Here is a 26,076-nt window from a genome sequence, read left to right as displayed (position 1 = left end):
GCTATGCCTCCGCCAAGGTCATGAGGCCGCAGCCGTACGCCTTGGCCTTGCCCAGCCCGCGAACGAGCGTACGTCGGAACGCGTCGGCGTCGGTGATCTCCAGCCGTCCGTCGTAAGTTACGGTGACCAGGGTGACCGGCTGGCGCTGGCCGCTCTTTTTGAAGGAGAGCTGGCGGCGGTCGTGCACGATCAGTTCATGCTCGTCTTGGGGAGCGAGCCGCCGCTCCGGTGACTTTTCCACCACTTTAAAGCCCGCGTTCTGCTGGCGTTTGAGCAGCCAGTCTCGTTGGTGGCGTACGCCGACGTGCGCGGTGAGCTTGGTGGGCTCCTCGTCGTTGCGGCGAGCGGTGTGGACGGGGTTGGCGGTGAGCCGAAACGCCCACTGCTGCCCGGTGGTCAGCCGTTCCAGGAACGTCCCGTAGTCGAAGGTCTGCCATCCGCCGGTCTGCGGCCAGCCGGCTTGCTCCACCAGGTGGGTGAGATCGGGTTTGTCCGGGCTGACCAAGTACAGGTAGGTCTCGGCCTTGCTGTTGCGGTCGATCCGCCAGAGGACCCGCGCGCCGTCCTCGCCGGGCTGAGGGATCTCGGCGAAGGACGACATGACCGCGGCGTGCAGCATCTGAGGCGAGGACAGCACCCGACGGGCACCGATGCGTGCGGTGTTGAACCGGAACCGGGTCAGATGCATCGCACGCCTCCCAGGACGGACGTCGGGTCATGGTCGGGCACCGCTGCTCGCGGGGCGCGGAATGCGGGGTTGTTGACGTTGCACGACCGGTTGCGCACACCGCGCAGCGCGTATTGGCGGTGCAGGGGGTCGAAGCTGATCGGCTGGTCGCGGAGTGTGTCCACCGGCCCGTCCGCGGGCGTGGCCTCCTCCAGGATCGTCAGGCTGACGGTGGCCTGGTCGCGGCGGCGCCGCTGGTACCAAGAGGCGGCCAGCCAGGGTTCCTGCTGCAGGGCCTCACTGAGCGTGCGGTTGTGGTGGGCTCCAAGATCTATGCGCCGCGCCGGGGGGCAGGACCGGCGGCCCAGGTAAGGCAGAAAGTGCGGGTTGCGCACCGCTTGGTGCAGGTTCTCGATCAGGTCGCTGTCGTCGCTTTCGACCGCGGCCACGAAGACGGCGTCGGCGAGGTAGAAGCGCTCGGAAACCGGCAGTGCCTCATCGGTGGTGAACCTGTGGGCGGTGTGGAAGTCGCGCAGCGGCGTGCCGGGCTGGTCGATGCGTACCCCGAAACGCAGGTCGACCAAGCCGTGCAGTAGGTCGGTGCGGGGGCGTCCCTGTGCGGCGGCCAGCAGGCCGATCACCCCGCTTTTGGTGGGAGCGGGCTCGGTGGTGCGCCGGGCGAACCGCGAGGAGGCTCCCCAGGACTGCAACGGTCCGGCGAGCTGCAGCAACAGGACGCTCATACGCCGTCCTGCCGCCGGGCAACCTCCGCACCGACGGTCCTGACCAGCTCCGGCAGCGACAGCTGCGTGCCGATGCCGGACAGTGCCTGAGTGTTCTTGCCCACCCGCAACGTCCAGCAGGGGGTGTTCTCTGCGACGCCGTAGGTCTGCTCGATGTCGGGGATGTAGTCGGCCAGCCGTTCGCAGGCCTGTCGCATGTAGCCGCCGACCTCGGGATCGGTGTGGCACGGTTCTTCGAAGGCTCCCACGAAGTTGATCGGCCGCGTGGAGCGGAGCTTCACGACCACCGCTTCCGGCAGAGTGTGGTTACCGAAGGTGTTGATCTTCCCGGTGGGCAGTGAGGTCAGGAAACACTCGACGAACGCCTCGGCGGCCCGCCGGACCGGCTGGGTAAGCGGCTCATCATCGCGCAGCCCCTTGCCCAGATTCCGGGCGAGCAGGTCGACGTCCACGGCGGCGTAGCGGTACAGGGTGGCGGAGTTGAACTCCACCGTGCCGATCATCCCGGCGCCCAGGTCGTCGGTCTCGCGGGTCTTGTAGTCGTCCACGGCGGTGTAGTAATCGGCCTCGTTCTCCGCACGGTGCACGCTGATGGCGTGGGCGACCTGCGCGGCGGCATCGACGTTGATGTCCGCGCCGTCGGCCACCATGCGGCCGAACAAGGCGATGTCGACCGAGTGGCGACTATTGGCCAGTTGCTTGGCCAGGTCTTTGGTCGCCTTGTCCTTGAAGAAACCTGTGCCGGTGCCGTTGGCTTTGACGGCCAGCTCCGCCAGCCCGTCCAGTTGATGGGCGCTGAGGAACATCAGGTACTTCGATTCCGGTGCCGGAGCGGGCTTGTCCTTGGAGGCGTCCGCCTTGCGCTTGGGCGGCTCGATCTTGGAGCCGGTCGCGGTCTGGATCGCCTCGGCGGCCAGTGCCCACGCTTGCGGCCGTTCGATGGAGCCGTCCAGACGCGTGATGCGCTCGGCCAGCAGTTCGGCGACCTTACGGGTACGGACGCCCAGTTCGCTGGGGTCCAGCAGGTCGTGAAAGCCGTGCCTGGTGGCCCTCTTCCATGCCTGGCTGGAGACCCGCGCCCGCGGCACGCCTCCGTAAGTCGCGGTCTTGGGTGATCCGGTGTCGTCGCGATTGAGGCAGCTCGGCGGGACGGTCTGCAGTGCGTGGACTTCGAGGATCGTCCGAGTGCGGGTCATGTCAGGTCCTTTTTGGGGGATTCGGCGTCGCCGGCCGTGGCGGCGGCGCTGGGCCGGTAGGCGTGGAAGCTACGGCCCCAGCTCTGGCGTACTTTGCGCATCCCGTCCGGGAGCTGCGCCTGATAGAGCTGGCCGGCCAACAGCGCGTAGTCGAGCGGAATGGACTTGCCGCGCAGCAGCGAGATCATCTCGCGCAGCCGACTGGCAAGTGCGTCGCGGGTGGTAGCGGTCCCGACCCGGACGAACCGACGCCGGATGGCCTCGTCGATATCCCCATTGGGCATCAACTGGCGCACAGCGGCTCCGAGTTCGGCGTCGCGGTGTCGCCGGTGCATGCCCTTGTCAGGCCGGGACTGCTGGTGGAGTGCGTACAGGGTCACCGCCAGGAAGTGAGCGGCCTCGGCCTTGTCCTTCGCGTGTCCGGGCAGCTCGACATCCTCGGCAAACAAGTTCTCAGTGCCGGTCACACCCCACAATTCGGGCACGTCCTCAGGGACCTTGCCTGCGCCTCGCCTGAGCTGCGCCAGTGCCGCGACCGCGGCCGGCCGGTCCTGGAGGTAGCCGCGCTGCAGCTCAGTGATGTACGCCCCGGTGATCTCTCCGATCACATCGGTGGTCGGCCTACGGTCGGAGGCGGCGGGTGACGAGGTCATGATGGTGCCTCCACGTGGCTTTTGTCGCTGTGACCGGACTGCGGATCGTGTAACGTTCCATTCGCGGCTGCCGTAGGGAGCATTCTGCGAAGCCGGGCGAGGAACGTCAGGTCGGCTTGTGCGGCGTTCAGCCACAGCTTCTGGCCGTTGCGGGTTTCGATGACGCGCCCATCCCAGGCGGCATCACCGGCTTCGCGTACGAGATCGGCGCCCAGCCTGCGGACGGCCTGGTGAACCTGCGTCTGCCAGATGGCGCGCTGCTCGTGCGGGTCATCCTCGGGGCGAAGCGCCGCAAGCCAGACGCGGAAGGGCTCATCCAGGGCGGCGAATCCGACGTAGCGTGCCGCCTCTTTCGTCTGACCGGATCCCGCTCCCCCGGCGCGGGCGAGGTCAGCGGCGAGATCACCGAGCGCGGTCACCGCGTCTTCGGCATCTCTGACCGCGCCGATGGCGGCCTGGCCCAGGCCGGTGTCGCGCTGATGCAGCAGCACCACAGGCATCGTCACGCCGTCGTCGATGACCTCATCGAAGACCGACTGCTGAGTGCCGTAGACGGCGCCGAACAGCCGCGCCCTGATCAAGAAGTTCGCGGGCAGGTCGCCCTCGACGGTCGTGCGGGCGACCCAGTCCAGGATGCGAGGCCGGACGATGTGCGCGGCCTCACCGCGCTGCTCACTCCACTGAGTGCGCCCGGCGACCAGTGCTCCAAGGCCGCGCCAGGCGCTGCGACTGGGGTCGTGCTCACGCGGCAGATACACCTGGGCCAAGCCGAGCTTCTTCTCCTGTGCCTCGCTGCGCCGCCAGCCGGTCATCGGCTCCCGGTCGTGCCGGTTATGCGGGGCCAATGGATCGCCATAAGCCAGGATGACCCCGTATACGCCCTCGGCGTCGTGCAGGTAGCGCACCCGGCGGGACTGCCAGGTGTACAGGTCCCGCACCCCGGCCGGGCGGCGACTCAACGCCACCGGATCCATCTGACCTGCACCGGCCGGTGCGTGCCGCCAGGCCGGAAGGTCGGGATCGGGCCCGATGCGCAGCGTGTCGGTGTCGAAGGCGATCAGATTGAGCAGCAACGTCTCGCGCAGATTGTTGCCCTCGGCACACACCCCGCCCAGGTTGCCGGCCCAGGCGACGCCCTGCGGGTACACCTTGCCGCCCTTGACTCGGGGGTCGCCCACGGCTCCGGTCTTAATGCCGGAGGTGTCGAAGGTGTGCGCGTGTACCAGCCAGCGCGCGGCCTCGGCGAAAGTGAGCCGTGGGGTGCCGTGGGCCCGCATCGTGAAGAACCGTGCCCCGTTGGGCACATCGGCGACGATGCGATCCAGCGAGGTGAACTCGCCCGTGGCCGTGCGCAGATCGGCCGTCTGGAAGAACGGCGTCTGAGGGTGAAGCAGATCGAACCGCCCCAGGTGCTTGTCCAGGTACGACGTGATGCGTCCGACCGGCAGCCCGCCATCCCAAAGCTCCTGCCACTCCTCGACATCCCCTGGCCCGTCGATCGCGTCATGCAAAATCGCCAGCAGCAGTCGCAGCAGCGCGAACTCCTGAGTGGGAACATCCCCCACAAGCCGCCGCAGACCACCGGCCTGCTCGAAGAGCTCTCTGAGGGACAACACATCCCCCGTACCGTCCTCACGCAACACCGGCAGCCACTTGGCGCGGGTCAGATCGAAGGACCCGGTCGCCGGTTCACTCGGCATGCGTCACCTTCAACCCATCGTCAGCGGAGTAATACAGGTCGTAGCCTGCCAGCCGGGTCCGACATTTTTCGTCGAACATCAAGATCAGCTCCCCGGCCAGCCAGTGGCTCTCCTTGGCCTGCCACGCCAGGACGCACTCGGCCTCCAGTTCCTCGATGGCCTGGTCCATGACCTGCGGGATCGAGAACTGGAAGGGAAGCCGCATGCCGGACGCCGCCACGATGCGGGCAAGGCGCGGCTCCGGCACCGAATCCGTAGGCAGCAGACGCCCGCCGCGTCCCCTGCTGAGGTGCGGCATCGTCGACAGTGTCCCGTCGGCGCGACGCTGGACGACCAGCACCTCCAAGGTCTCCCTGCTGTCGCGGACCTGCGCACGGCCCTTCCGGGAATCGTCGGCGTCGCCCACCCCGGCATCCACCCAGCCGATCAGCGCCCGGCCGGCCTTCCCCACACCATGGAGCTGGAACCGCTCCGCCTTCTCCCTCTGGTCAGCGCGATGAACCTCCTGGTCGGCCTCCGCGCGGTCCATCGCCTCCTGCCACTCCTCCGGACCGACCCGCTCGCCCCCGTACGCGCGCTGGACGAGCGTGCTGATGTCCTCAGGAAGCCGCACGACATGCCCGGTGTCGGCCGTTCCGGAAAGGTACGGCTCCAGTACGGCCGCCGAACGTAGCAACGCGTGCGTCCGGTAGATCCGCCGTGAGCCGCGTACCGGCTCAACCGGAACCGCGTCCCAATCGGCGCCGGTCAGCAGGCAGCGGGCTTCGCGCAGCGGCAGCGGGCGCTCGCACTGCCCCTTCCCTCGCCGGTGCCGGTGCAGCCGCCCCATCCGCTGCAACAACAGGTCCACGGGACACAGATCGGACACCAGGAGATCGAAGTCGATGTCCAGTGATTGCTCCGCCACCTGACTGGCCACCACGATGTGAGCGCTAGAAGGCCGGTGCCCGGCGCTCTTGTCCGGCGGGCCGAAACGCCTCAGCAGATCGGCGTCCTTCTCCGCGCGGTCAAGATCGAGAAACCGGGCGTGCGCCACTGTGACGTTATCGGCACCGAACCGTTCACGCAGGTACTCGGCTGTCTCCAGCACGCGGTCCACCGTGTTCCGGACCACTAGGACGCAGCCGCCTTCGGATAGCTCCTTGGCCAGGCGATCCCCCAGGGCTGCAAGATCGTCTGTGAGTCGCTCGAGGGTTACCTTCACCTCGCGACCTGACGGCGCCACGGTCTCGGTATTGGGCCGGTGGCCTGGCTCGACGACCGTCAGCAGTGGGTAACCATCCGCGCACTCCACCTCATCGAACCGAGCATCGCCCAGAGAGGCTCCCGCGTACGCCTCGGCCAGCTCGCGTCGCCGCCGCGTCGGCAACGTGGCCGACAGCACCACCACCGGCACGCGATAGGCGCCTAGCCACGACAACACCCGGTCCAGATACGAGTTCATGTACGTGTCGTAGGCGTGGGCCTCGTCGATGATGACGACCTTGCCTGCCAAAGCCAGGTGCCGCAGCGCCAGATGCCGGCTCTTCAAGCCCATGAACAGCAACTGGTCGATCGTGCCCACCACGAAGGAGGCGAGCATCCCCTTCTTCTTGCCTCGCAGCCACTGATGCGCGACCAACTCGGCAGACGAGACTCGGCGGTCACCCCGCTGACTCCAGCGCCCCTCCGAGCCATCGGAATCCACACCGCGCACAGCCTGCCGCCCGGCGCGCACCAACCCGGCATAGTCCTCGTTCAGCGCCGCCTTGGAATGCGCCAGCAAAACCGAACGCGGGCCGTGACCGACCTCCGCATCGGGGAGCCGACGCAGCCACTCAATCAGCCGAGGGAACATCGCATTGCTCGTGGCCATGGTCGGCAGCGCGACAAAACAACCACCGGCTCCCGACAGACCGGCGAAGATCTCCGCTACCGCGAGCGCGGCCTCCGTCTTGCCCTCCCCCATGGGAGCCTCGATCACCATCAGACCAGCCGATCCCATGGCACGAGCAAGCGACACCGCTTGCTCCTGCACCGGCCGGATACGCGCACCTTCGGGCAGCTCAAACCGTGAGGAAAACAGCTCAGCCGTGTCGCTCGCAGTGGCGAGGGCCTGCCACGGGGCGGGCAGATCAAGGCCCTGCCATGCGCCGTCGACCCGCTCTTCGTCACTGCGGGATTCCGACTCGGGAAAATACGGAAACAGGTCCGAATTGCTGGCGATCCAGTCGGCCACAATGACCAGCCCAGTTAGCAATACCTGTGCCGGCTGCGAAAGCCTGACTGTCTGCCAGTCACCGAGACGATCCTTGACGTCGCACACCTCCGCACAACGATCGAGAATCTCCCACTGCACGCTCCGCCATAATGACGCGCACCCAGGAGTCCGCAATAGCTCCGGATGCGCGTTCAGCTCGTGAATATCGCTGCTCGTGGGCGGCACACCGTGATGACCACCAGCGATGATCGTGAACTGCGGAGCACGGGTTTTCGGCCACTCATACCGATCCGCCAGCCACTCCTGGAGCAGCGCTTGCCCCGCCAGACCATGCGGCGCAAGCTTGCGGTCGACGAGTTGCTTGTAGGACGGCATGTCAAGCCCGGCCGCGCGCATACGCTCGGCGAGCGATTCCACCTGGCAGGCGAACGCGGGTGTCGCCTTGCCGATATCGTGAGTCATCGCCAGCCACACAACCAGCCGCCGCGCATCCTGGTCCCCTGCAGGCAACTCTTCAGCGATCAGCCGCCGTACCTGCAGCGGAACCCACTCATCCCACAGCAGCCCCGCCACCGCACCGCTATCCGCGAGATGTCGCCACAACGGCAACCACCCGTCGGCATCCCGATCGTGCTTGGCCCACACCGAACGCGCTGCCTGGGAAAGCCCGTACACGAAGCGACCAGCGGGAAGACCCACATTCCCCATGGCCGCATCTAAGGTCTTGCTCACAGCCGGACTGATCTCAAATGCACAGATCCTTATCGAATCGAGATATGGAGAGAAGAGAATGCTTAATTTTGTCCAGTTTTGCACCACAAGTGCGAGAGAACCAACACCCTTGCCAGGATGGCACAGCCATGGCGTCATGCCGCCGCCACGACGGAACTGCGCTCCCATAGACGTTGCCATGACGCCGAAGCAGTCAGGAGACGAGCTACCGCGATGAGGCGGTTCACCACCGACCTCGGACGCAGGCAAGCTAGCGCTCGACCAGGCCGATTCCCCATAGCGAGAACATTCGTCGGCACATAACCTCGATGGGGTCAGCGCCACGACGTCAAATGATCACACCTAGAAACCACACGTCCGAAATGTCCAAATCTTCGAAAGTGCCAAAACTGCGCCCCCTCGGCCGACAACGGTGCAGGTCAGCCAGTGTGCTCCCCGCGCACGCGGGGATGGTCCCATCGCGGCGTTCCTCACTGCCGCGCGCAGTGGGTGCTCCCCGCGCACGCGGGGATGGTCCCCGCCCCGACCAGAGCGGCAGGACCCTCAGTCTGTGCTCCCCGCGCACGCGGGGATGGTCCCCCCGTCGGCGGTGGCGTGCAGCACCACCTGCTGTGCTCCCCGCGCACGCGGGGATGGTCCCTACTCGTGGTGGTCGGGCCGGGCGGACGAGCAGTGCTCCCCGCGCACGCGGGGATGGTCCCGGGACGGCCGAGAACGCCCCCGCGTCCGGGCCGTGCTCCCCGCGCACGCGGGGATGGTCCCCGGAAGTGGCGGAGACCGTGAAGAAGTACATCGTGCTCCCCGCGCACGCGGGGATGGTCCCACGCGAAGCCTGCCTTGACACGGTCAGGGCGAGTGCTCCCCGCGCACGCGGGGATGGTCCCAGCTACGTCACCCCGGACGGGGCTGCAAAGCTGTGCTCCCCGCGCACGCGGGGATGGTCCCGGATTCGGCCTAACACTGGTCGATCTCATAGAGTGCTCCCCGCGCACGCGGGGATGGTCCCGATCATCGGGGCTCAGTAATCGAATCGTGACCGTGCTCCCCGCGCACGCGGGGATGGTCCCTTCTCGAAGACGCTCATTTCCCTCCCTCCCAGATGCTCCCCGCGCACGCGGGGATGGTCCCATCTCGTTCGTGGCGGGCAACACGGCGGAGAAGTGCTCCCCGCGCACGCGGGGATGGTCCCCGACGTACCGGCAGATGGCGCCCGCCTTCTCCGTGCTCCCCGCGCACGCGGGGATGGTCCCGCGTCAGTCTGAGGTGTCCGATCGCGAACCGCGTGCTCCCCGCGCACGCGGGGATGGTCCCCCTCGGCGCCGCCCTTGATGATCGTGTCGCAGGTGCTCCCCGCGCACGCCGGGCACGCGGGGATGGTCCCGGGGGCAACGGGGACGAAATCGCGGTTTCCGCGTGCTCCCCGCGCACGCGGGGATGGTCCCGGGTTGTAGTCGAGCTCCTCGAACTTCACCGGGTGCTCCCCGCGCACGCGGGGATGGTCCCGGGCGCGCCGCCTGGGAAACCCACCGTTCCCGGTGCTCCCCGCGCACGCGGGGATGGTCCCCGCCGCGACCGGGAACGTGTCGCCGTTGTAGTGTGATCCCCGCGCACGCGGGAATGGTCCCATTGGCCGGCCTGGTCGAGCGCTAGCCTGCCTGCGCTCCCCGCGCACGCGGGGATGGTCCCCTGGGCGGGATCTCGAATGTGACGGTGGTGCGGTGCTCCCCGCGCACGCGGGGATGGTCCCCTGGGCGGGATCTCGAATGTGACGGTGGTGCGGTGCTCCCCGCGCACGCGGGGATGGTCCCTTCAAGTTCATCGTGCGGATCCCCGTGGAGATGTGCTCCCCGCGCACGCGGGGATGGTCCCGTGCGATGATCGCGCAGCACCATGCAAAAGAAGTGCTCCCCGCGAACGTGGGGATGGTTCCTGCAGGCCCGCCTAAGGATCCGCGCCGACAGCCACCTGTGGGACAGGGGGTCAGTGCCGGCCGCCCACCACCATCGCGCTCCGGCGAGGCGATCCTTGGCATTCGGCTCCGCGAAGCAGGATGAAAAGCTCAGTGATCGTCCCAGTGGCTTTCGTGGAGGGCGTGCCGGTGGCCGTCGTGAATGTAATCCACGTGGTCCTCGTGGGGTACGGAAACGTGACCACATGCCGGGCCATGCTGGTGATCGTGATGTGAATGGACGGTATGCGTCGCCGGCTCGCATTCATCGACGTGGTCTTCATGCAATTTGTGCAGACATCCGTCATGGACGTAATCGACGTGATCACCGTGGGGCACCGCCACGTGCCCGCAGCCCGGCCCGTGCTGGTGACTGTGGCCCGCATGAGGGCGGTGCTCGGTAGAAGCCGTCATGATTCCCCCTGGTATGCCTACCGGCGAGGTGACGCTCACCGACGCCCTATTCCCCCCTCACGATACTCAGAGGATCAGCTCCGATCCCCAAAGCGACTGCGTACCGCGATAAAACTAGCCGGAAAGGTTTTCGGAATCCCTCAAAAGACTCTGAAAGCGCAGGTACGGGACAACACTCCTCAACTTCTCGCATGTTTCTTCGTATTCGCGCTCGGGAGCGGACTGCCCCATCACTCCGGCTCCGGCACGGAGCCAGGTGCGCCGTCCCCGGCCGAACAGCGTCCGCAGGACCAGCGCGGCATCGAGTGAGCCGTCCGTCCCCGCCCGGAAGACGGCGCCGCCGTAGAGCCCCCTGGGCCCTGCCTCATGCCGGGTCAGGGCCGTGAGGGCGGCGGCTCTCGGCACACCGGTCGCCGTGATGGCCGGGAAGAGAGCCCCGAACGCCGGCCAGGGGCCGACGGCCTCCTCCAACCTCCCGGCGACCCGGGACGCGAGGTGCTGCACCGACCCACGCTCCTTGACCGTCATGAACTCCTCGACGATCACCGACCCGGGCCTGCAGATCGATTCCATCTGCTCGCAGGCGAGCCGTACGGAGATCGCGTGCTCGTGCACCTCCTTCGCGTCGGTGAGGAGTTCGCCGCGCAGACGCTCGTTCTCCTCCGGGTCCGGCCCGAGAGCGCGGGTCCCCGCGAGCGGCTGGGTGGAGACGCGGCCGCTCGGGTCGACCTCGACCACGGTCTCCGGACTGAAGCCGGCCGCCTGCCAGCCCCCGAGGTTCAGCAGGAACGATCGCGCGGGGGTGTTCGCCCGGCGGCCGACGAGGTAGGTGGCGGCGAAGTCGGGCGCGCCGCCAGGGGGCAGCGGCACGGCCCGCGAGAGGACGGCCTTGCCGATGAGACCCGCGTGAATGTCGGCGACGCCCCGGGCGACGGCCTGCCGGTAGGCGTGCCCGCCCGCGGCGATGAGCCGCTCGGCGTCGGGCAACGCCGGAAGGGCCGCCACGACCTGGACATCGGGCGCGGCCTTCGCATCGGGCGCAGGCTCGGCATCGGGCGCGGGCTCGGACGTGAGGAGGGCGCGGATCTTCCTGGTCCAGGCGTCGCCGTCCGCGCGCACCTCGGCCTTGCCGGGGCGCAGCGCGACCTCGACGCTGGGCACGATGAGGTGCAGGAGCGGCTCGGTCCCCGCTTCGGCGGGGTCGCCGTGGAGCACGTGGGCGAGTTCGAAGGCGGCCCACCCGTACAGGTGACGGTCCGCCGCGCCGGTCCGCCCCAGCGCCGCGACCGCGCCGGCGACCTGGTCCAGCGGCCGGCCGTCGACCGGCACGACCCAGGAGCGGCCCCGGGCACGGGCGACGACCCGCGCCGCGTCCACGGTGAGCGTGACGGCGTTCCCCGCGGCGAAGTACCAGATCCCCGCCTGCTCGTAGACCACGTGTTCCTCGCCGAGTCCGGCGCGGGTGAGCAGCACCGCCGCGGCGGCCGGGTCGTCGGGGGCGTCGTGGACGGTCGAGGGCCCGAGGGCGGGCACCGCCCGTGCCCAGTCCGCCCACACCGTAGCGGGCTCGATGCTCATCGTCGTGCTCCTTGTCATGCGGCCACCTCGGCGCGGCCGATCGTGCTCGTCGGCGTGGACGGGTTCATCGGGCGGACTCCAGCCGCCATCCCTCGGCCCGGCCGCGCTGGTCCCAGAAGGTGGCGTAGGTGCCGCGCAGGGCCATCAGCTCGTCGTGGGTGCCGCGTTCGGTGATCCGCCCGCCGTCCATGACGAGCACCTGCTCGGCGGCCAGCACGGTGCTGAGCCGGTGTGTGATGACCAGCAGCGTCTTGTCCGCGGCCAGCGCCCGCACGGTCGAGGTCAGCGCGGCCTCGCTCTCCTGGTCGAGCGCGGCGGTCGCCTCGTCGAGCACGAGGATCGGCGCGTCCTTGAGGAGGGCCCGGGCGATGGCGACACGCTGACGCTGGCCGCCGGACAGGGCGGTTCCGCCTTCTCCGACCACGGTCGACCAGCCGTCGGGCAGCGTCCGGACCACCTGGTCCAGTCCGGCGAGGGCCGCCGCCCGGTGGAGCGCGTCCTCGCTCGCCTCCGGGTCGCCGACGCGCACGTTGTCCTCGATCGTGCCCTCGAAGAGGTAGACGTCCTGGAAGACGATCGAGACCGACGCGGCCAGAACCTCGGGAGAGATGTCCCGCACGTCGACGCCGCCGACGCGCACGACGCCACCGGTAGAGTCCCAGAAGCGGGCGAGCAGGCGGGCGACCGTGGTCTTGCCGGCTCCGGACGGGCCGATGAGCGCGGTCATGCTGCGTTCGGGGATGCGGAAGCTCACGTCGGCGAGCAACGTCCCCCGCCCCGTCCCCACCGGTGTGTCCCGCGGGTAGTCGAAGCTCACCTGATCGAACTCCACGTCGGCACCGCCGGGCGGCCGGGGGTCTGCGGGGCGGGGAAACGGGCGTGTGTCGAGCAGAGCGCGCAGCCGCTGGAGGCTGCCCCGTGCGATCCGCATCCCCGCACCGAGGTCGGCCGCGGTGGACACGCTGTCGGTGAGCCTGCCGACGAGCACCAGCAGGGCGGGCATGGTCGCGGCGTCCAGGGAGCCGTCCAGCGTCCATGACACCGTCAGGGCCAGCAGCAGCGCGAAGACCATCCGGGCGGCGAAGGCGAAGGACACCAGACCGGGGGTGCCGCGGTGGATGAGCCGGCGGTCCCCCCGGGCCTCCTCCACCAGCGCGTCGTCGAGCGCGCCGTAGCCCTCAGCCGTCCTGCCGAACGCGCGCAGCACCGGCTGGTTCCGCACGAACTCCAGGACGCGGTCGGCTGACTCCGCGATCGCGCCGTCGCGGCCGTCGTCCAGCCTGCGCACCACGGAGGTGCTCCACACGTGGACGGCCAGCAGCACGGGGGCGCACAGCACCAGCACGAGCGCGACCCGCGTGTCGAGGAAGAGGCACGCGACGACGATGGTGACCGGAGTCAGCACCGAGGTGACCAGCGGGCGCAGCAGGTGAGCCGGCATGTTCATCACCTGGATGACGTCCTGCCCGGCGAGCCGGCCGAACTCCGCGGCCCGCCCGGCGGTGAACCAGCCGAGGGGCAGGTCCAGGGCATGCCCGGCGAGGCGGCGGTGCAGTACGCGGGACAGCCGGGAACCCGCGGTGAAGCCTTGGCTGAGACCGATCGCCTGCAGGATCGCGTATCCGAGCGAACAGATCACGAGGGCGGTGAGCCACGGCCGGACGTCGCCGGAGACGTCATCGAGCAGGGCCCGCAGGAGCGGCACCAGGAGGGCGAAGGCGACGCCCTGGAGGACGGCGGCACCGGCCTGCACGGCGAGAAGACGGTTCAGCGGCCCCGATCCTTCGGATCCGAGCACGCGGTGAAGATCACGAATCATCGCGGGGTTCCCTCTCGCGGATCGTCGGGTCGTCGGATCGGCCGAGGACGGCCGGAGCCGGGACGGCTGCCTCTTCACGCGTCTCGTCTCGCCCGGTGGACTGCGCCTTCCACAAGGTGGCGTAGCGCCCGCCCGCGGCCAGCAGTTCCCGGTGGCCGCCCCGCTCGGCGACGCGACCGCCGTCGAGCACGACGATCTGGTCGGCGTGGCGGATCGTCGGCAGCCGGTGCGCGATGACGAGGACCGTCCGGCCGGCGGCCAGCGTCGACAGCGCGGTCTGGATCAGCGCCTCGGAGTAGGGGTCGGCATGCGCCGTCGCCTCGTCCAGGACGAGGACGGGCGCGTCGGCCAGCAAGGCGCGGGCGATGGACACGCGCTGCGCCTCCCCGCCGGAGAAGGTGACCCCGGTGCCGACCTCGGTGGCGTAGCCGCCGGGCAGCGCGGCGATCCTGTCGTGGATCTGGGCGGCACGCGCGGCCCGTTCGATCTCCTCGTCGGTGGCCGTGGGCTGGCCGAGACGGATGTTGTCGGCGACTGAGGCACGCAGCAGCCGCACGTCCTGGAGGACGAAGCCGACATTCTGATAGAGGCAGGCGGATGACATGTCGCGGACGTCGACGCCCCCGATGGTCACGGCCCCGGCCGTGACGTCCTGGAAACGGAGCAGCAGGGAGGCGAGGGTGGACTTCCCCGATCCGGAGGGCCCGACGAGCGCGGTGATCGTGCCCGGTTCGAGGTCGAGATCGATGCCGCTCAGCACGTCGGTGTGCCCGTCATAGGAGAAGGAGACCCCGCGCACCGACACGCGGAACCCCTGCGGGGTGAGGGGCGCGTCGGTCTGCGGCAGGGCCGGCATGCCGAGCAGGGCGGAGATCCGGGCCGCCGCCGCCTGTCCGGCCCTGATCTGCTGGACGCGGGTGCCGACCACGCTCATCGGGGCGGCGACTGCGGGCCCCAGCAGCATGAAGGGGACGAGGTCCGCGCCGGTCGTCCATCCGCCGGCCACGAGCGCGGTCCCGGCTGCGGCCAGTAAGAGCAGTACGAGCACCGGGGAGACGACCAGCAGAGCTCCGGTGGAGGTGACCAGCGTGGTCCGGACCCACCTGGTGAAGAAGTCGGAGAAGCCGTCGGTGGCCGCCAGCAACCGGTCGTGGACCCTGCGTCCACGACCGAAGGTCTTCAGCACGGCGATGCCGGTGACGAACTCGACGGCGGTCGAGGAGATCCGGCCGAGGGCCGCGCCGTACTCGGCCATCTGGGCCGCCGCCCCGGACATGGCCCGGCCGAAGAGGTACGCGCCGGCGGCGAGCGGCACGATGCTCAGCAGCGCGAGCCGCCAGTCGACGGTGAACAGGTACACCAGCGCCGCGGCGGGCGCGACGAACAGGGCCGTGACATCGAGCAGGGTGTGGGCGACGAGTGTGTGGAGAGCGCGCACGTCGTCCTGTACGGCCCGCTTGATCTGGCTCGCGCCTCCGGCGCTGATCCAGCCCAGCGGCAACCGTCCGGCGTGATCGGCGAGCCGCCGGCGGAGGGTGAGTTGCAGGTCGTTGTCGGCGATGTGGCTGACGAAACCCGCCGCCGAGCCCAGCGCGAGGGCGGCGAGCCCGGAGACGCAGGCCACGGTGACCAGGGGCCAGAGGTCTCCGGCCTGGGGGCGGGAGCCGCCGGTGAGGTGGGCGGCGATCCGCGCCACGGCGACGAAGGGTGTGACTCCGGCCAGCGCCGCCGCGGCCTGGAGGACGACGGCCGTTGTGAGGCGGCCCCGGACCTGGCGGAGGATGCCGCGCAACGGAGGCGGCGGGGTGTCCGAGGAGTGCGGCGCTGGGGGTGGCTGCGCGACCGGATGGGAGGAATTGCGCATCACTTGACGAGAACTCCGATCTCGGGAATCGCCTGCCCGGCCGCCTCGGTGATGCGACGGCTGGTCATTCCGGACTCACGGGCGAGACGGGCGACGTCGAAGGTGTGCCAGATGTAGTCGTCGGCGACCTCGCGTACGGTTCGGCCGTCCCGGAGCACTTTCCAGGTGGTGGTGAACCGCATGGCGTCGCCCTGCGCGGGCTCGCCACCGATCCACCATTCGTAGGTCTGGCGGCCGATGGTCTCCCGCAGTGACATCACGGGCGGGATGACACGCGGCGAGGAGACGCCCATGAGCTCGACGATGATGAGGCCGCCGTCGGGCAGCCTGCCGGACAGCCGCCGCCACAGCGAGCCCCGTTCGGCGGGGGTGAGGTGCCCCGCCACCCCGAAGATCACGACCGCCGAGAGCCGTTCGGGCGGATCCAGGTTCTGCGCCGAGTGGTCGACGACGGTGACACGGCGGCGCAGGTCGGGGTCGCGGGCCACTCGCGAGGTGAGCATGGCGCGCATGGCGGCGGACGGTTCGGCGGCGATGATCTCCGCGTCCGGAAGCGCGGACGCGATGACCTCGGTGATCCGGCCGGTTCCGGCGCCGATCTCCAGCACGGGACCGTGCGAGACGTCGACGCCGGCGAGCACACGGGCCAGCGGTGGTCCGCTGCTGGCGGTGTGGCGGGTGGCGACCATCTCGTAGAACTCGGCCGACGTCGAGTAATAGTCGATCACGGGAGTGCTCCTGCTCGGAAGGACGGCCTGGCGGTCATGGGAGTGCTCCTGCTCGGAAGGACGGCCTGGCGGTCATGGGAGTGCTCCTGCTCGGAAGGACGGCCTGGCGGTCATGGGGTGCTCGGCCATCTCTGACCGTTCTCGGCCAGCGACGGGTCCAGCCGCCGCAGCAGCGCCGCGACGACCTCCCGGCGCCGCCCGTTGAGGTAGAAGTGGCCGCCCGGGAAGGTGCGGACCTCGGCGCGGGCGGTGGTGAGGTCCGCCCAGCCGCCGGCGCCGCGGGCTGCGCTCCCAGGTGTCAGCTCCGGGTCGGACTCGCCCGTGAAGACCGCGACCGGGCAGCTCAGCGGCGCGCGGGGCGCCGGACGGTAGGTCTCGATAAGGCGGTAGTCATTGCGGATGTAGCCGAGCACCACCGGTCGCAGACCGTCGTCCGCCAGCACTTCGAGGCTGGTGCCGCCGAGCCGCTCCAGCTCCCGGCACAGCACCGCGTCCGTCCGGCGGTGGACCTCTCCGGCCGTGACGGTTCCCGGAGCCTCGCGACCCGAGACGAACAGCCTGCGCGGCCCGGGGGCGCCCCGGCGGCGCAGCTCGTGGGCCAGTTCCCAGGCGACGGCCGAGCCCATGCTGTGGCCGAACATGGCGTAGGGCCGGTCGAGCGCCGACACGAGGGCGTCGGCGATCTGCGTGACCAGTTCCTCCATGTCGTCCACCAGGGGGTCCTGGAAGCGGTCCTCCCGGCCCGGGTACTGGACGGCCAGGAGCTCGACCTCCGGCGGCAGCAGGGCCAGCCAGGGACGGTAGGCGCTCGCGCCGCCCCCGGCGTGCGGCAGGCAGACCAGACGGAACCGGGCCGCCGGACGCGGGCTCCAGCATCTGATCCACGGGCTCGAACGCCATGACGAGCCGTACCCGCCGGCGGCGGGCACGGGCAGGGCGGGGTGGGCGCTCACCAGGTCACCGGCAGCCGTTCGATGCCGAAGGTCGCCGAGTCGTGCTTGAACTCGACCTCCTCGTACGGCACGGCCAGGCGCAGCGTCGGCACGCGGCGGATCAGCGTCTCCAGGGCCACCTCCAGCTCCAGCCGGGCAAGGTGCTGGCCGATGCACTGGTGCACGCCGTAGCCGAAGGCGACGTGATGGTTGTCCGCACGGTGGAAGTCGACGCGGTCCGGGTCGGGGAACTGCTCGGGGTCGTGGTTGGCGGCGGCGAGCAGGCCGATGACGCCGTCGTCGGCGGGCACCACGGCGCCGGAGATCTCGATGTCCTGGGCGGCGACCCGCAGCGGGATCGAATCGGCTATCGACATCACCCGCAGCAGTTCGTCCACGGCGGCGGGCATGAGCGAGGGGTCGGCCCGCAGCTCGTCCGCCAGGTCCGGGCGCTGGATGAGCAGCAGGGCGCTCAGCGCGATCATGTTCGTGCTGGTCTCACGCCCGGCGTTGATGGTGATGCCCACGGTGGACAGAAGCTCCGGCAAGGTGACGTTGCCGGTCCGCAGGTGGCCGGTGACGAGCTTGGACAGCAGGTCGTCGCCCGGCTCCTCCTGGCGCCGCGCCACCAGGTCGGAGATCAGGGCGAACAGTCCGCCGAGGGCCTCGGCGACCTGTTCGGCGGTGCTGGCGCGCGAGCCGGAGACGCGGGTGACGTCGCGGAAGAACTCCAGGTTCTCCTTGGGGATGCCGAGGAGTTCACAGATGACGGAGGTGGAGACCGCGTTCGCGTAGACGGGGACGAAGTCGACGGGCCCTCCGGACGCGAGCATGGAGTCCAGGAGGCCGTCCACGATGGCCTGGACGGCGGGCCGCATGGCGCGGATCCGGCGGACGGTGAACTCCGGGAGCAACATCCGGCGGTAACGGGTGTGCTCGGGGGCATCGGTGCGGATGAAGGGACGCAGCCTGGCCCCGACCTCCTGCTCGCCCTCGCCGAGGGCGGGGAAGTTGGGGCGGCGGATGTCGGCGCTGATCCGCGGGTCGGCGAGCAGCTCGCGCACGTCCTCGTAGCGGGAGACCACCCAGGCCTCGCGTCCGGTGGGCAGGGTGACCCGGGCCACGGGCTCCTCGGTGCGCAGGCGGGCGTAGTCCTCGGGCGGGGAGAAGGGGCAGCCCCGGCGCATGGGGAACCCCTGGGGACGGGCTGCGTCCGCCGCCGGGGCGGCCGCGGACCCGGCGGGCTCGCCGGGTCCGCGCACGGGTACGGCGGTGGGCGGGGTGGGCGGGGTGGGCGGGTTCATCGGTCGTCCTTCGTCGTCGGAGAGAGTGAGCCGGCGGCCGGCCTGTGGGTCAGGATCGCCAGAGGCGGTGCGCCCGGCCGGGTGGGAAGCTCCCGCACCTGGAGCCCGGACTCCTCGGCCACCCGCCGCAGCCCGAAGGGAATCCAGCGGTAGGAGTCGCGCACCTCACGCACCGGCGTGTCGTGGCCGTCCCGGTACACCCGCCAGGTGGTGTGCAGGCGCATCGCGCCCTCGGGGGCACCGTCAAGAGCGCCATCGAGAGCACCGTCGGGAACGCCGTCGAAAGCACCATCGGCACCGCCGTCGAAAGCACCATCGGGAACGCCGGAGAACCACCACTCGTAACGGTGGCGGCCCGCCCGGGCGGTGGCCATCCGGGCTTCGGGAAGGACCAGCGGCGTTTCCAGGCCCATCAGCTCCACGATGACGACACCGCCGGGAGACAGGCGCGGCAGGATCCGCTCCCAGAGCCGCCGGCGCCGCCCTTCGTCCAGATGGCCGAGGACGCCGCACAGCAGGACGGCGCCGACCCGGTCGGGAAGGTCCAGCTCCGGGGCCGCATCGGCGGTGATCGTCACCCGCCGGCGAAGGTGCGGGTCGCTGAAGACGCGGCTGGTGAGCACGGCCCGCATACCGGCGACCGGTTCGCAGGCCAGGATCTCCGCGTCGGGCCGGGCCCGGGCGACGGCCTCGGTCACCAGGCCGGTGCCGGCGCCGATGTCGACCACCGGCCCCTCGGAGAGGTCCACCCCGGCGAGCGCCTCGGTGATGGCGGGAATGCTCGCGGTGGCGGTGTGCCCGGCGGCGACGAGGTCGAAGAACTCGGCCGACGCCGCGTACGGCGCCGCCGCCTCCGCGGCGCCCGGGGGTTCCGGTGACGGCGCCGGTTCCCGCGCCTCGACGGCAACCGAAGGCTCCCGCGCTCCGCCGTCCGGCGACAGGCCGCCGAATACCTCCCGCACTCCGCCCTCTGGCGACAGGCCGCCGAATACCTCCCGCGCTCCGCCGTCCGGCGACAGGTCGGCGAACACCTCGCGTGCTCCGTCGTCCGGCGACAGGTCGGCGAACACCTCGCGGGCGGGGAGCGGGCGCGGGGCGGGGGGCCGGACGATCTCCGGTGGTCCGAGCCGCGCGGCCAGGTCCGACCAGATGCGGCACACCGCCAGGTCGTACTGCGCCGCCCGCAGCGTGTCCCCGCCCTCCGTGACGGCGTCGCGCAGCCCGTCGAGCGCGCGGCCGATGGCACGCGGCCACATCTGGGCGAACACGTCGCGGAACGTCCCGGTGTGACCGGCGACCGTGGTGGTGGCGTGATCGAGGTCCCCGGTGCCGGGCCCGTCCAGGACGAACCGGTGGTCGGCGTCCCGGCCGACGTGCAGCCTCGGGCTCCACAGCAGCGGCCCGTGGGTGTCGGCGAGCGTGAGCACGCCCCCCTCGGTGCCGAGGGACACCCGGTGCCAGTGCAGGGCGTGGTTGTCGCGGTCCGCCGGATCCATCTGGTGGTGGACGCGCAAGGTGAGCGGCACGCCGCCGAGCAGTCCCTGAAGGACGCGGAACGGCTGCGCGCCGAGTTCCTCGGGCACGGCGGCCGGGGCGGCGAACCGCCACGGGCGCAGGGAGCCCAGCGCCCGGCCGAGGATGTCCACCATCGGGTACATCAGGTGGATCGGGGTGGCGGCGTCCACGAACAGGGGTTTCTGGCGGGCGGCGAGCGGGCGGGCGGCCTCGATGAAGGAGAGCACCGGCGCGACGTGCGGGTAGTGCGTGTTGAGCCGGTACTGCACCTTGTGGGCGCGGGCGAGCTTCAGGCATTCGGTCAGCTCGCCGAGGTGGACGGGGTGCTCCTGCAGGACGTGGACGCCCCGGCCGATCAGGGCCTTGGCCAGACCGGTCCCCTCGCCTCCCTGGATCGACGAGCCGACCACGACGCACGCCGCGTCGACGTCGTCCGGCAGCCGGTCGACGTCGGTGTAGTGCGGCACGCCGAGGCGCCGGGCGTGGTCGCGGGAGGCGGCGGAGCCCCGGCTGAGGATTCCGGCCAGGACGTATCCGGGGTGGTCGAGCACGGCCTGGATGTAGAAGCGGCCGAAGTTGGTGCCGCAGACGACCACGCGCAGGGGAGGCGGCCCGCTCACAGCACCCCTTCTTCCACCAGATCGTGCGACCCGCCGGACAGCTCGAACCGGTCGGCGGCCCCGCCGCTCCGGATCCGTCCGGCGACGACGCCGGGGTCGAGCACGTCGCAGGCGAAGTGCACGCCGGGCGGCACGGTTCCCCGCAGGACCGCGTCCACCGCCAGGGCGCCGACGGCCGCGGTGAGCCGGTAGCTGCTGGCGGTGCGCACGGTCAGGCGGCGCTCCGCGGGCTCCCCGCCCGCGGTGCCGGACATGCGGAAGTCGAGCACGTAGTACGGCGTGCGCCCGGCGAGGTCGAGCTCGGCGGCGAGGATCAGCCGCCGGGCGAGCCCGTCCATGTCCTCCCCGGCGGCGAGGCGGGCCGGCAGCAGGTTCAGCAGGGCGTACACCTGAGGGCCGGGGTGGACGTTGAACCAGTCCACCCGGTCCAGCCCGAGGCGCGCGGCGAGGCGTTCGGTCTCACCGCTGAGGTAGGGCTGGACGGCGACCCGGCCGGGGAAGCCGGGCGCCTCGGCGTCCTCGGCGGCCCGCAGCGCGCGGGAGGCCCGGCGCCCGCCGCGGACGGCGGCCAGCGGCTCTCCGTACGCGGCGCCGTCCGCGCCGCCGGAGGTGAGGGAGAGCATCAGGTCCACGGCCACGGTCGGGGAGCAGAACTCCAGCCCGCCGCAGTGGGCGGTCAGCGCGGATACCTCGTCCAGGCCGTGCCGGGCGAGCCATCGGGGAAGGATGGAGGACAGCCCGGGCAGCGCCCCGGCGGACAGGACCACGGTCTTGCCGTTCTCGGCGGGGTCGCCCGCGGCGAGGAGGTCCTCCGCCGCGGGGTCGTCGCCGGCGACGTCGACGCAGTGCGCTCCGGCGGCCAGCGCGGCGGAGGCCACGGTGGCCCTCAGCCGGTAGGTCGGGCCCGCGCAGTTGAGGACGACGTCGCATCCGCCGGCGAAGGCGGCCAGGCTCCGGGGGTCTTCCACGTCCGTCCGCACGACATCGCCAGCGGATTCGTTCACCTCCCGCAGCGCGTCCACGCGGCGGCCACCGAGGCGCAGCGCGGTGTGGCCGAGGTCCCGGAGTTCGCGCACGGCGGCCCGGCCCACCGCTCCGGAGGCGCCCAGCACTCCTACGACACGCCGCCCCGTCATCGGATCACCGCCCCGCCGGTCAGCTCGCCGAGGATCTTCAGGATCGCGGGGGCGTGTTCGACCGACAGGCAGCTGAAGTGGTCGCCGCCGATGTCGATGATGTCCAGGTCGCCGAGGGTCAGTTCCTCCCAGTACTCGGTGACGGCGGCCTTGCTGCCGGGGAAGGGGTACGCCCCGTCGTGCCGGAGGAAGGTGATGTCGCCCGCGTACGGCTCGGCGTTGTAGCGGGTGATGGCGAAGACGCTCTGCCGGAAGGCGGAGAACAGCCGGGTCATGTGGTCCGGCTCGTAGTTCCCGGCGGACGCGGGCACCGCGTCGCACATCCGGGCGATGCGGGTGGCGCGCGGCATGCGGGCGAGGGCACGGAACCGCTCGGCGACGTCGGAGAACTCACCGGTGAGGGCGGCGAGCCCGCCGTCGGGCATGACACCGGGGCTGCCGGCCAGGACGACGTCCGCGGCGGCGGCCACCCGGTACTGGTCTTCGGGGAAACCCAGGTCGGCCGGGTCGATGCCCATCATGACGGCGAACGCGTACTCCGACAGCAGCTCGTCGTCGAGGCGGAATCGGGGGCTGTGGCTGCTGATGACCGTCAGGGTCTCCACCCGCGCGCCCGACTCGGCCAGGTTACGGGCGACCTCGGTCGCGATCAGGCCGCCGAGGCAGTAGCCGACGACGTGGAACCGTCCGCCGCCGCCCGCGTCGAGCGCGCGGGCGTAGTCGGCGGCGAGCCGCTCGATGAGCCCCTCCGGCGGGGCGGCCAGGTAGCCGTCGAGCTCGGGCACCTCCACACCCACGACATTGGCGACGCCCGGGGAGCGGCGCCTGATCTCGGTGATCAGCGCCCGGTACGGCATGATCGTCCCGGTGCCGGCGTGGACCAGGACCGTGGTGGGTTCGCCGGCCGAGCGCGCGCCGTGCAGGTGGATGACGGGGTCGCGCGGCCCCTCGGACCGGGCGGCCGGCGTCTCCCCGGTCAGGCCGCGCAGGAACGCGGCGAGCCCGGCCACCGTGGGCCGTCTCAGCATGTGGCGCAGCACGAGCTCCCATTCGAGCTCGGCGGCCTGGGGGATCCGCTCCCGCAGCCGGCCGACCATGCGGGCGACGAGCAGGGAGTCCCCGCCGAGCGCGAAGAAGTCGTCGCCGCGGCCGACGTGCTTCGTCGCGAGCAGCTCCGCCCACAGCTCGGCGAGCCTGCTCTCCAGCTCGTCCATCGGCCGGTCGTCGGCGGTCGGGGCGGCCTGGGCGGTCTCGCGGGGCAGCCAGGAGCGCAGCAGCGCCCGGTCGGTCTTGCCGTTGGCGGTGCGGGGAAGCGCGTCGACGATCTGCCACACCGAGGGCGCCATGTACTCGGGCAGCCGGGTCGAGGCGCCGCGGGCGAGTTCGCCGATGGTCGTGTGGACGCGGTCGGTCTTCATCCGGGCGAGGAACAGCTCCTGGCCGGTCGCGGCCAGCGGGTCGCCCGGTTCGGGGAGTGTGAGAACGTCCGCGGCGCCGTGACGGGCCAGCACCTCCCGCCACTGGGAGGCGGTGAGGAAGGACTGCCCGGTGTGCGCGCGAAGGTCCGTCCAGGCGCGCCCGGCGACCTCCAGGAACTCCATGGACACCAGCAGCGGCGCGTGGTCGTCCTTGGTGTTCTCGACGAACACCAGATGGCCTCCGGGTACCAGCAGCTCACGCAGCCGGGACATCGCCGTCTCCGCGTCGGACGCCGCGTGGAGCGTGTTGGCGCACACCACGACGTCGAAGGAGTTCGGCACGAACCCCTGTGCGCGGATGTCCTCGTCGACGTCGAAGCGTTCGTAGCGCACCCAGGGGTGGTCGGCGAACCGTTCCCGCGCCTCGTTGAGGAAGAACGCGGAGGAGTCGGTGAACAGGTAGTCCACGCCGAACTCCGCGAGCGCCGGCACGAGCTCGCCGGTCGTGCCGCCGACGCCTCCGCCCACCTCCAGGACGCGCAGCCGCTCCTCCCCCGCGTGGCCCGCGGCGATCTCCCGGACGGCGGCCACGACGCCCTGGTTGAGGTGCCGGATGGCCAGGTTGTCGCGGTAGGCCGCGTCGGCCGCGTCCGTGCCGGCCCCGGGGAAGAGCAGCGCGCGGATGTCGACGTCGCCGGCCACCAGGTCGGCGAGCCGATCAGCGCAGGTGCGCATCACCTCCAGCAGTTCGGTGCTCCAGCCCACCTCGCGTTCCAGGTCGGCCGCCCGCTTCCAGGCGTCGTCCAGTTCCTCCGCCGAGGCGGCGCGCAGCAGGGTGAAGGTGCCGTTGTCGGACGTCATGCGGCCCCGTCCGGACAGCACGCGCAGCCAGCGGCGCACGACGTGCCGGTGACGGGGGGTGGAGCGCAGCGCCGCGCAGACCTCCTCGGCCGTGTGCGCGGCGCCGCCGGCGAACAGCCCGGCCTCGGTGAGCACCCGGCTCATCACCGACAGCGCGACCTCGTCGAGCGCCTCCAGGAATGCGGCCAGCCGCTCGGCGTCGACCTCCGCCGAGGCGTGCCGTACGGCGCCGGCCGCGGCCTCGTGAACTCCGGCGGCGGCCCGGGACCCGGAGGCGCCGGGGTCGCGGCGCGCGGTCTCGACGAACGCCGCCAGGCGGCGTCCACCGGCGGCCGAGTCGTCCACGACGACCGCGCCGGCGGCGACCGCCGGGTGCGCCTGCACGGCGGCCTCCACCTCGGCCAGTTCGATCCGGTAGCCGCGGATCTTCACCTGGGCGTCCTTGCGGCCCAGGAACTCGATGGTCCCGTCCGGAAGGTAACGTCCGAGGTCGCCGGTGCGGTAGATCCGCGCGCCGTCGGCAGGGTCGGTGACGAAGCGCTCGGCCGTACGGGCGTCGTCGTTGAGGTAGCCCATGGCCACCCCGGCGCCGCCGATGTACAGCTCTCCGGTGACCCAGTCGGGCCGGGGCCGCATGGCGTGGTCGAGCACGGCGAAGTACTGGTTCGTCAGGGGCTTGCCGTACGGGATGCTGGGCCTGGCGGTGTCCACCCCGCCAATCGGGTGGGCGATCGACCAGATGGAGCCTTCGGTGGCGCCGCCGAGGGAGACGACCCGCAGGCCGGGGAGGAGCGTGCGCGCCTCGTCGGGCAGCGCCACCGGAATCCAGTCCCCGGACAGCATGGCCAGGCGCAGCGTCCGGCCGGCGCTCGGGGGCTCGGAGCGCAGCCAGTCGCAGAGCATCTGCATCTGGCCGGGCACCGAGTTCCAGACCGTGACACCCTGGCCGGAGATGAGCTCGGCCCAGTGGGAGGGGTCGCCGCGGCGTGCCGCGTCGGGCAGCACGAGGACGCCCCCGGCCGACAGCGGGCCGAAGATGTCGTAGACCGACAGGTCGAAGCCGAGGCCGGCGATGCCGAGCACGCGGTCGTCCCCGGTGACGCCGTATCGGCGGTTGATGTCCTCGACGGTGTTGAGCGCGGCCCGGTGGCTGATCATCACGCCCTTCGGCGTGCCCGTGGAGCCGGAGGTGTAGATGACGTAGGCGAGATCGTCGGGCGCCACGCGGCGTGCGGGCAGGGCATCGGGCGGGGCGCCTTCCGGCAGCCCGTCCACGACGACGGCGGACACGCCCGCGGGCAGGTCGCCGATCTCGGCCAGCCACGACTGGGTGAGCGCGATCCGCACGGCGGCGTCGGCGAGGATGGCGTCGCGGCGGACCACGGGCTGCGCGGTGTCGACGGGCAGGTAGGCGCCCCCCGCCATCAGGGTGCCGAGGACGGCGACGATCTGTTCCCAGCCCTTGTCCATCCACACGGCCACCGGTTCGCCGGGGCGCAGGCCCGCCGCGGCCAGCCGGTCGGCGACCGCCGCCGCCCGACCGAGGAGCCGGCCGTAGGTCAGGGTGCGGTCCGGCGTCTCCACCGCGGTCGCGCCGGGGGCGGCGAGCGCCCGGGCGAGGAAGGCTTCGTGGAGCAGCGCGTCCGGCAGCGGGCCCTCGGTGGCGTTGACCTCGGCCCGCCGGGCGATCTGGGCCGGGGGCGGCTCGACGCGGGCCGGGGCCGTCCACGCGGCGAGCGCCTCGCCGCCCTCCGCGCCCAGAAGCTCCACCAGGGCGACGTAGCTGCCGAACATGTCCTCGGCGAGGCCCTCGGGCAGGACGCCGTCGCGGACGTCCCAGGACAGGACGAGGGCCTCTCCCCGCTCCATGACCTGGCAGTCCAGCCACACCTGCGGGGTCTGGGTGATCGCGTAGGAGACCTCCGGCCCCGTCCCGTCCGGCCCTGTCCCGTCCGGTACGGCCGTCCCGAGGGCGCTGGTGAACACGACGGGCATCAGCACCGGCGCGGCGGCGCGGCGGGACAGCTCGGCCAGCACGTCGGACCCGG

15 protein-coding genes and 1 CRISPR repeat array are annotated in these 26,076 nt (G+C 71.2%); all 15 genes read right to left on the bottom strand.

Features of this window, described 5'->3' with window-relative positions:
* Nucleotide 1: 1 nt before the first annotated feature.
* The 15 genes from cas6e to AB0H21_RS36430 all read right to left on the bottom strand — a co-directional run bounded on the left by cas6e (nt 2) and on the right by AB0H21_RS36430 (nt 26,065).
* Entirely contained in the window at nt 2–688 is a 687-nt protein-coding gene (gene cas6e, locus AB0H21_RS36500; protein WP_358525992.1) for a type I-E CRISPR-associated protein Cas6/Cse3/CasE, read from the bottom strand.
* Nucleotides 679–1,410: a type I-E CRISPR-associated protein Cas5/CasD gene (gene cas5e / locus AB0H21_RS36495; RefSeq protein ID WP_358525990.1), complete on the bottom strand. Its 732-nt coding sequence runs from the start codon at nt 1,408–1,410 to the stop codon at nt 679–681. The genes cas6e and cas5e overlap by 10 nt, the downstream gene beginning before the upstream one ends.
* Entirely contained in the window at nt 1,407–2,606 is a 1,200-nt protein-coding gene (gene cas7e / locus AB0H21_RS36490; protein ID WP_358525988.1) for a type I-E CRISPR-associated protein Cas7/Cse4/CasC, read from the bottom strand. The genes cas5e and cas7e overlap by 4 nt, the downstream gene beginning before the upstream one ends.
* Nucleotides 2,603–3,259, bottom strand: a complete 657-nt coding sequence (gene casB / locus AB0H21_RS36485; protein WP_358525986.1) for a type I-E CRISPR-associated protein Cse2/CasB — start codon at nt 3,257–3,259, stop codon at nt 2,603–2,605. Before casB ends, cas7e begins: the two co-directional genes overlap by 4 nt.
* On the bottom strand, nt 3,256–4,959 hold the full coding sequence (gene casA / locus AB0H21_RS36480) for a type I-E CRISPR-associated protein Cse1/CasA (protein WP_358525984.1): 1,704 nt from the start codon (nt 4,957–4,959) through the stop codon (nt 3,256–3,258). The genes casB and casA overlap by 4 nt, the downstream gene beginning before the upstream one ends.
* Nucleotides 4,949–7,867, bottom strand: a complete 2,919-nt coding sequence (gene cas3 / locus AB0H21_RS36475; RefSeq protein WP_358526031.1) for a CRISPR-associated helicase Cas3' — start codon at nt 7,865–7,867, stop codon at nt 4,949–4,951. Before cas3 ends, casA begins: the two co-directional genes overlap by 11 nt.
* Nucleotides 7,868–8,319: 452 nt before the next feature.
* Nucleotides 8,320–9,821: a CRISPR direct-repeat array (repeat unit 29 nt; unit sequence GTGCTCCCCGCGCACGCGGGGATGGTCCC).
* Nucleotides 9,822–10,367: 546 nt separating this feature from the next.
* The gene (locus tag AB0H21_RS36470) at nt 10,368–11,831 is read right to left on the bottom strand and encodes a salicylate synthase (RefSeq protein ID WP_358525982.1); all 1,464 of its coding nucleotides are present in this window, start codon (nt 11,829–11,831) and stop codon (nt 10,368–10,370) included.
* A 64-nt stretch (nt 11,832–11,895) separates the two neighbouring features.
* Entirely contained in the window at nt 11,896–13,629 is a 1,734-nt protein-coding gene (locus tag AB0H21_RS36465) for an ABC transporter ATP-binding protein (protein ID WP_358525980.1), read from the bottom strand.
* Between the two features lie 10 nt (nt 13,630–13,639).
* Entirely contained in the window at nt 13,640–15,514 is a 1,875-nt protein-coding gene (locus tag AB0H21_RS36460) for an ABC transporter ATP-binding protein (protein WP_358525978.1), read from the bottom strand.
* Complete coding sequence (locus tag AB0H21_RS36455; protein WP_358525976.1) at nt 15,514–16,242, bottom strand: class I SAM-dependent methyltransferase; 729 nt, start codon at nt 16,240–16,242, stop codon at nt 15,514–15,516. Before AB0H21_RS36455 ends, AB0H21_RS36460 begins: the two co-directional genes overlap by 1 nt.
* A 110-nt stretch (nt 16,243–16,352) precedes the next feature.
* The gene (locus tag AB0H21_RS36450) at nt 16,353–17,195 is read right to left on the bottom strand and encodes an alpha/beta fold hydrolase (RefSeq protein ID WP_358525975.1); all 843 of its coding nucleotides are present in this window, start codon (nt 17,193–17,195) and stop codon (nt 16,353–16,355) included.
* Nucleotides 17,192–18,478, bottom strand: a complete 1,287-nt coding sequence (locus tag AB0H21_RS36445) for a cytochrome P450 (protein WP_358525973.1) — start codon at nt 18,476–18,478, stop codon at nt 17,192–17,194. The genes AB0H21_RS36450 and AB0H21_RS36445 overlap by 4 nt, the downstream gene beginning before the upstream one ends.
* Nucleotides 18,475–20,613 carry a Gfo/Idh/MocA family oxidoreductase gene (locus tag AB0H21_RS36440; protein ID WP_358525972.1) on the bottom strand — a complete coding sequence of 713 codons (2,139 nt, stop codon included), beginning with the start codon at nt 20,611–20,613 and terminating at the stop codon, nt 18,475–18,477. Before AB0H21_RS36440 ends, AB0H21_RS36445 begins: the two co-directional genes overlap by 4 nt.
* Nucleotides 20,610–21,749, bottom strand: a complete 1,140-nt coding sequence (locus AB0H21_RS36435; protein ID WP_358525970.1) for a saccharopine dehydrogenase NADP-binding domain-containing protein — start codon at nt 21,747–21,749, stop codon at nt 20,610–20,612. Before AB0H21_RS36435 ends, AB0H21_RS36440 begins: the two co-directional genes overlap by 4 nt.
* Complete coding sequence (locus tag AB0H21_RS36430) at nt 21,746–26,065, bottom strand: amino acid adenylation domain-containing protein (RefSeq protein ID WP_358525969.1); 4,320 nt, start codon at nt 26,063–26,065, stop codon at nt 21,746–21,748. Before AB0H21_RS36430 ends, AB0H21_RS36435 begins: the two co-directional genes overlap by 4 nt.
* Nucleotides 26,066–26,076 lie beyond the last annotated feature (11 nt).

Source organism: Sphaerisporangium sp. NPDC051011 (genome assembly GCF_040653595.1).
Classification (GTDB): Bacteria; Actinomycetota; Actinomycetes; order Streptosporangiales; family Streptosporangiaceae; genus Sphaerisporangium.
The sequence above is the reverse complement of the archived record's forward strand: the minus strand, read 5'-3'. Positions and strand labels throughout refer to the sequence as shown.

Coding starts and splice junctions, on each gene's coding strand:
- cas7e (WP_358525988.1), bottom strand. CDS start 2,606: ATGACCCGCACTCGGACGATCCTCGAAGTCCACGCACTGCAGACCGTC.
- AB0H21_RS36445 (WP_358525973.1), bottom strand. CDS start 18,478: ATGAACCCGCCCACCCCGCCCACCCCGCCCACCGCCGTACCCGTGCGC.
- cas6e (WP_358525992.1), bottom strand. CDS start 688: ATGCATCTGACCCGGTTCCGGTTCAACACCGCACGCATCGGTGCCCGT.
- AB0H21_RS36435 (WP_358525970.1), bottom strand. CDS start 21,749: ATGACGGGGCGGCGTGTCGTAGGAGTGCTGGGCGCCTCCGGAGCGGTG.
- casA (WP_358525984.1), bottom strand. CDS start 4,959: ATGCCGAGTGAACCGGCGACCGGGTCCTTCGATCTGACCCGCGCCAAG.
- cas5e (WP_358525990.1), bottom strand. CDS start 1,410: ATGAGCGTCCTGTTGCTGCAGCTCGCCGGACCGTTGCAGTCCTGGGGA.
- casB (WP_358525986.1), bottom strand. CDS start 3,259: ATGACCTCGTCACCCGCCGCCTCCGACCGTAGGCCGACCACCGATGTG.
- AB0H21_RS36460 (WP_358525978.1), bottom strand. CDS start 15,514: ATGCGCAATTCCTCCCATCCGGTCGCGCAGCCACCCCCAGCGCCGCAC.
- cas3 (WP_358526031.1), bottom strand. CDS start 7,867: ATGGGGAATGTGGGTCTTCCCGCTGGTCGCTTCGTGTACGGGCTTTCC.
- AB0H21_RS36470 (WP_358525982.1), bottom strand. CDS start 11,831: ATGAGCATCGAGCCCGCTACGGTGTGGGCGGACTGGGCACGGGCGGTG.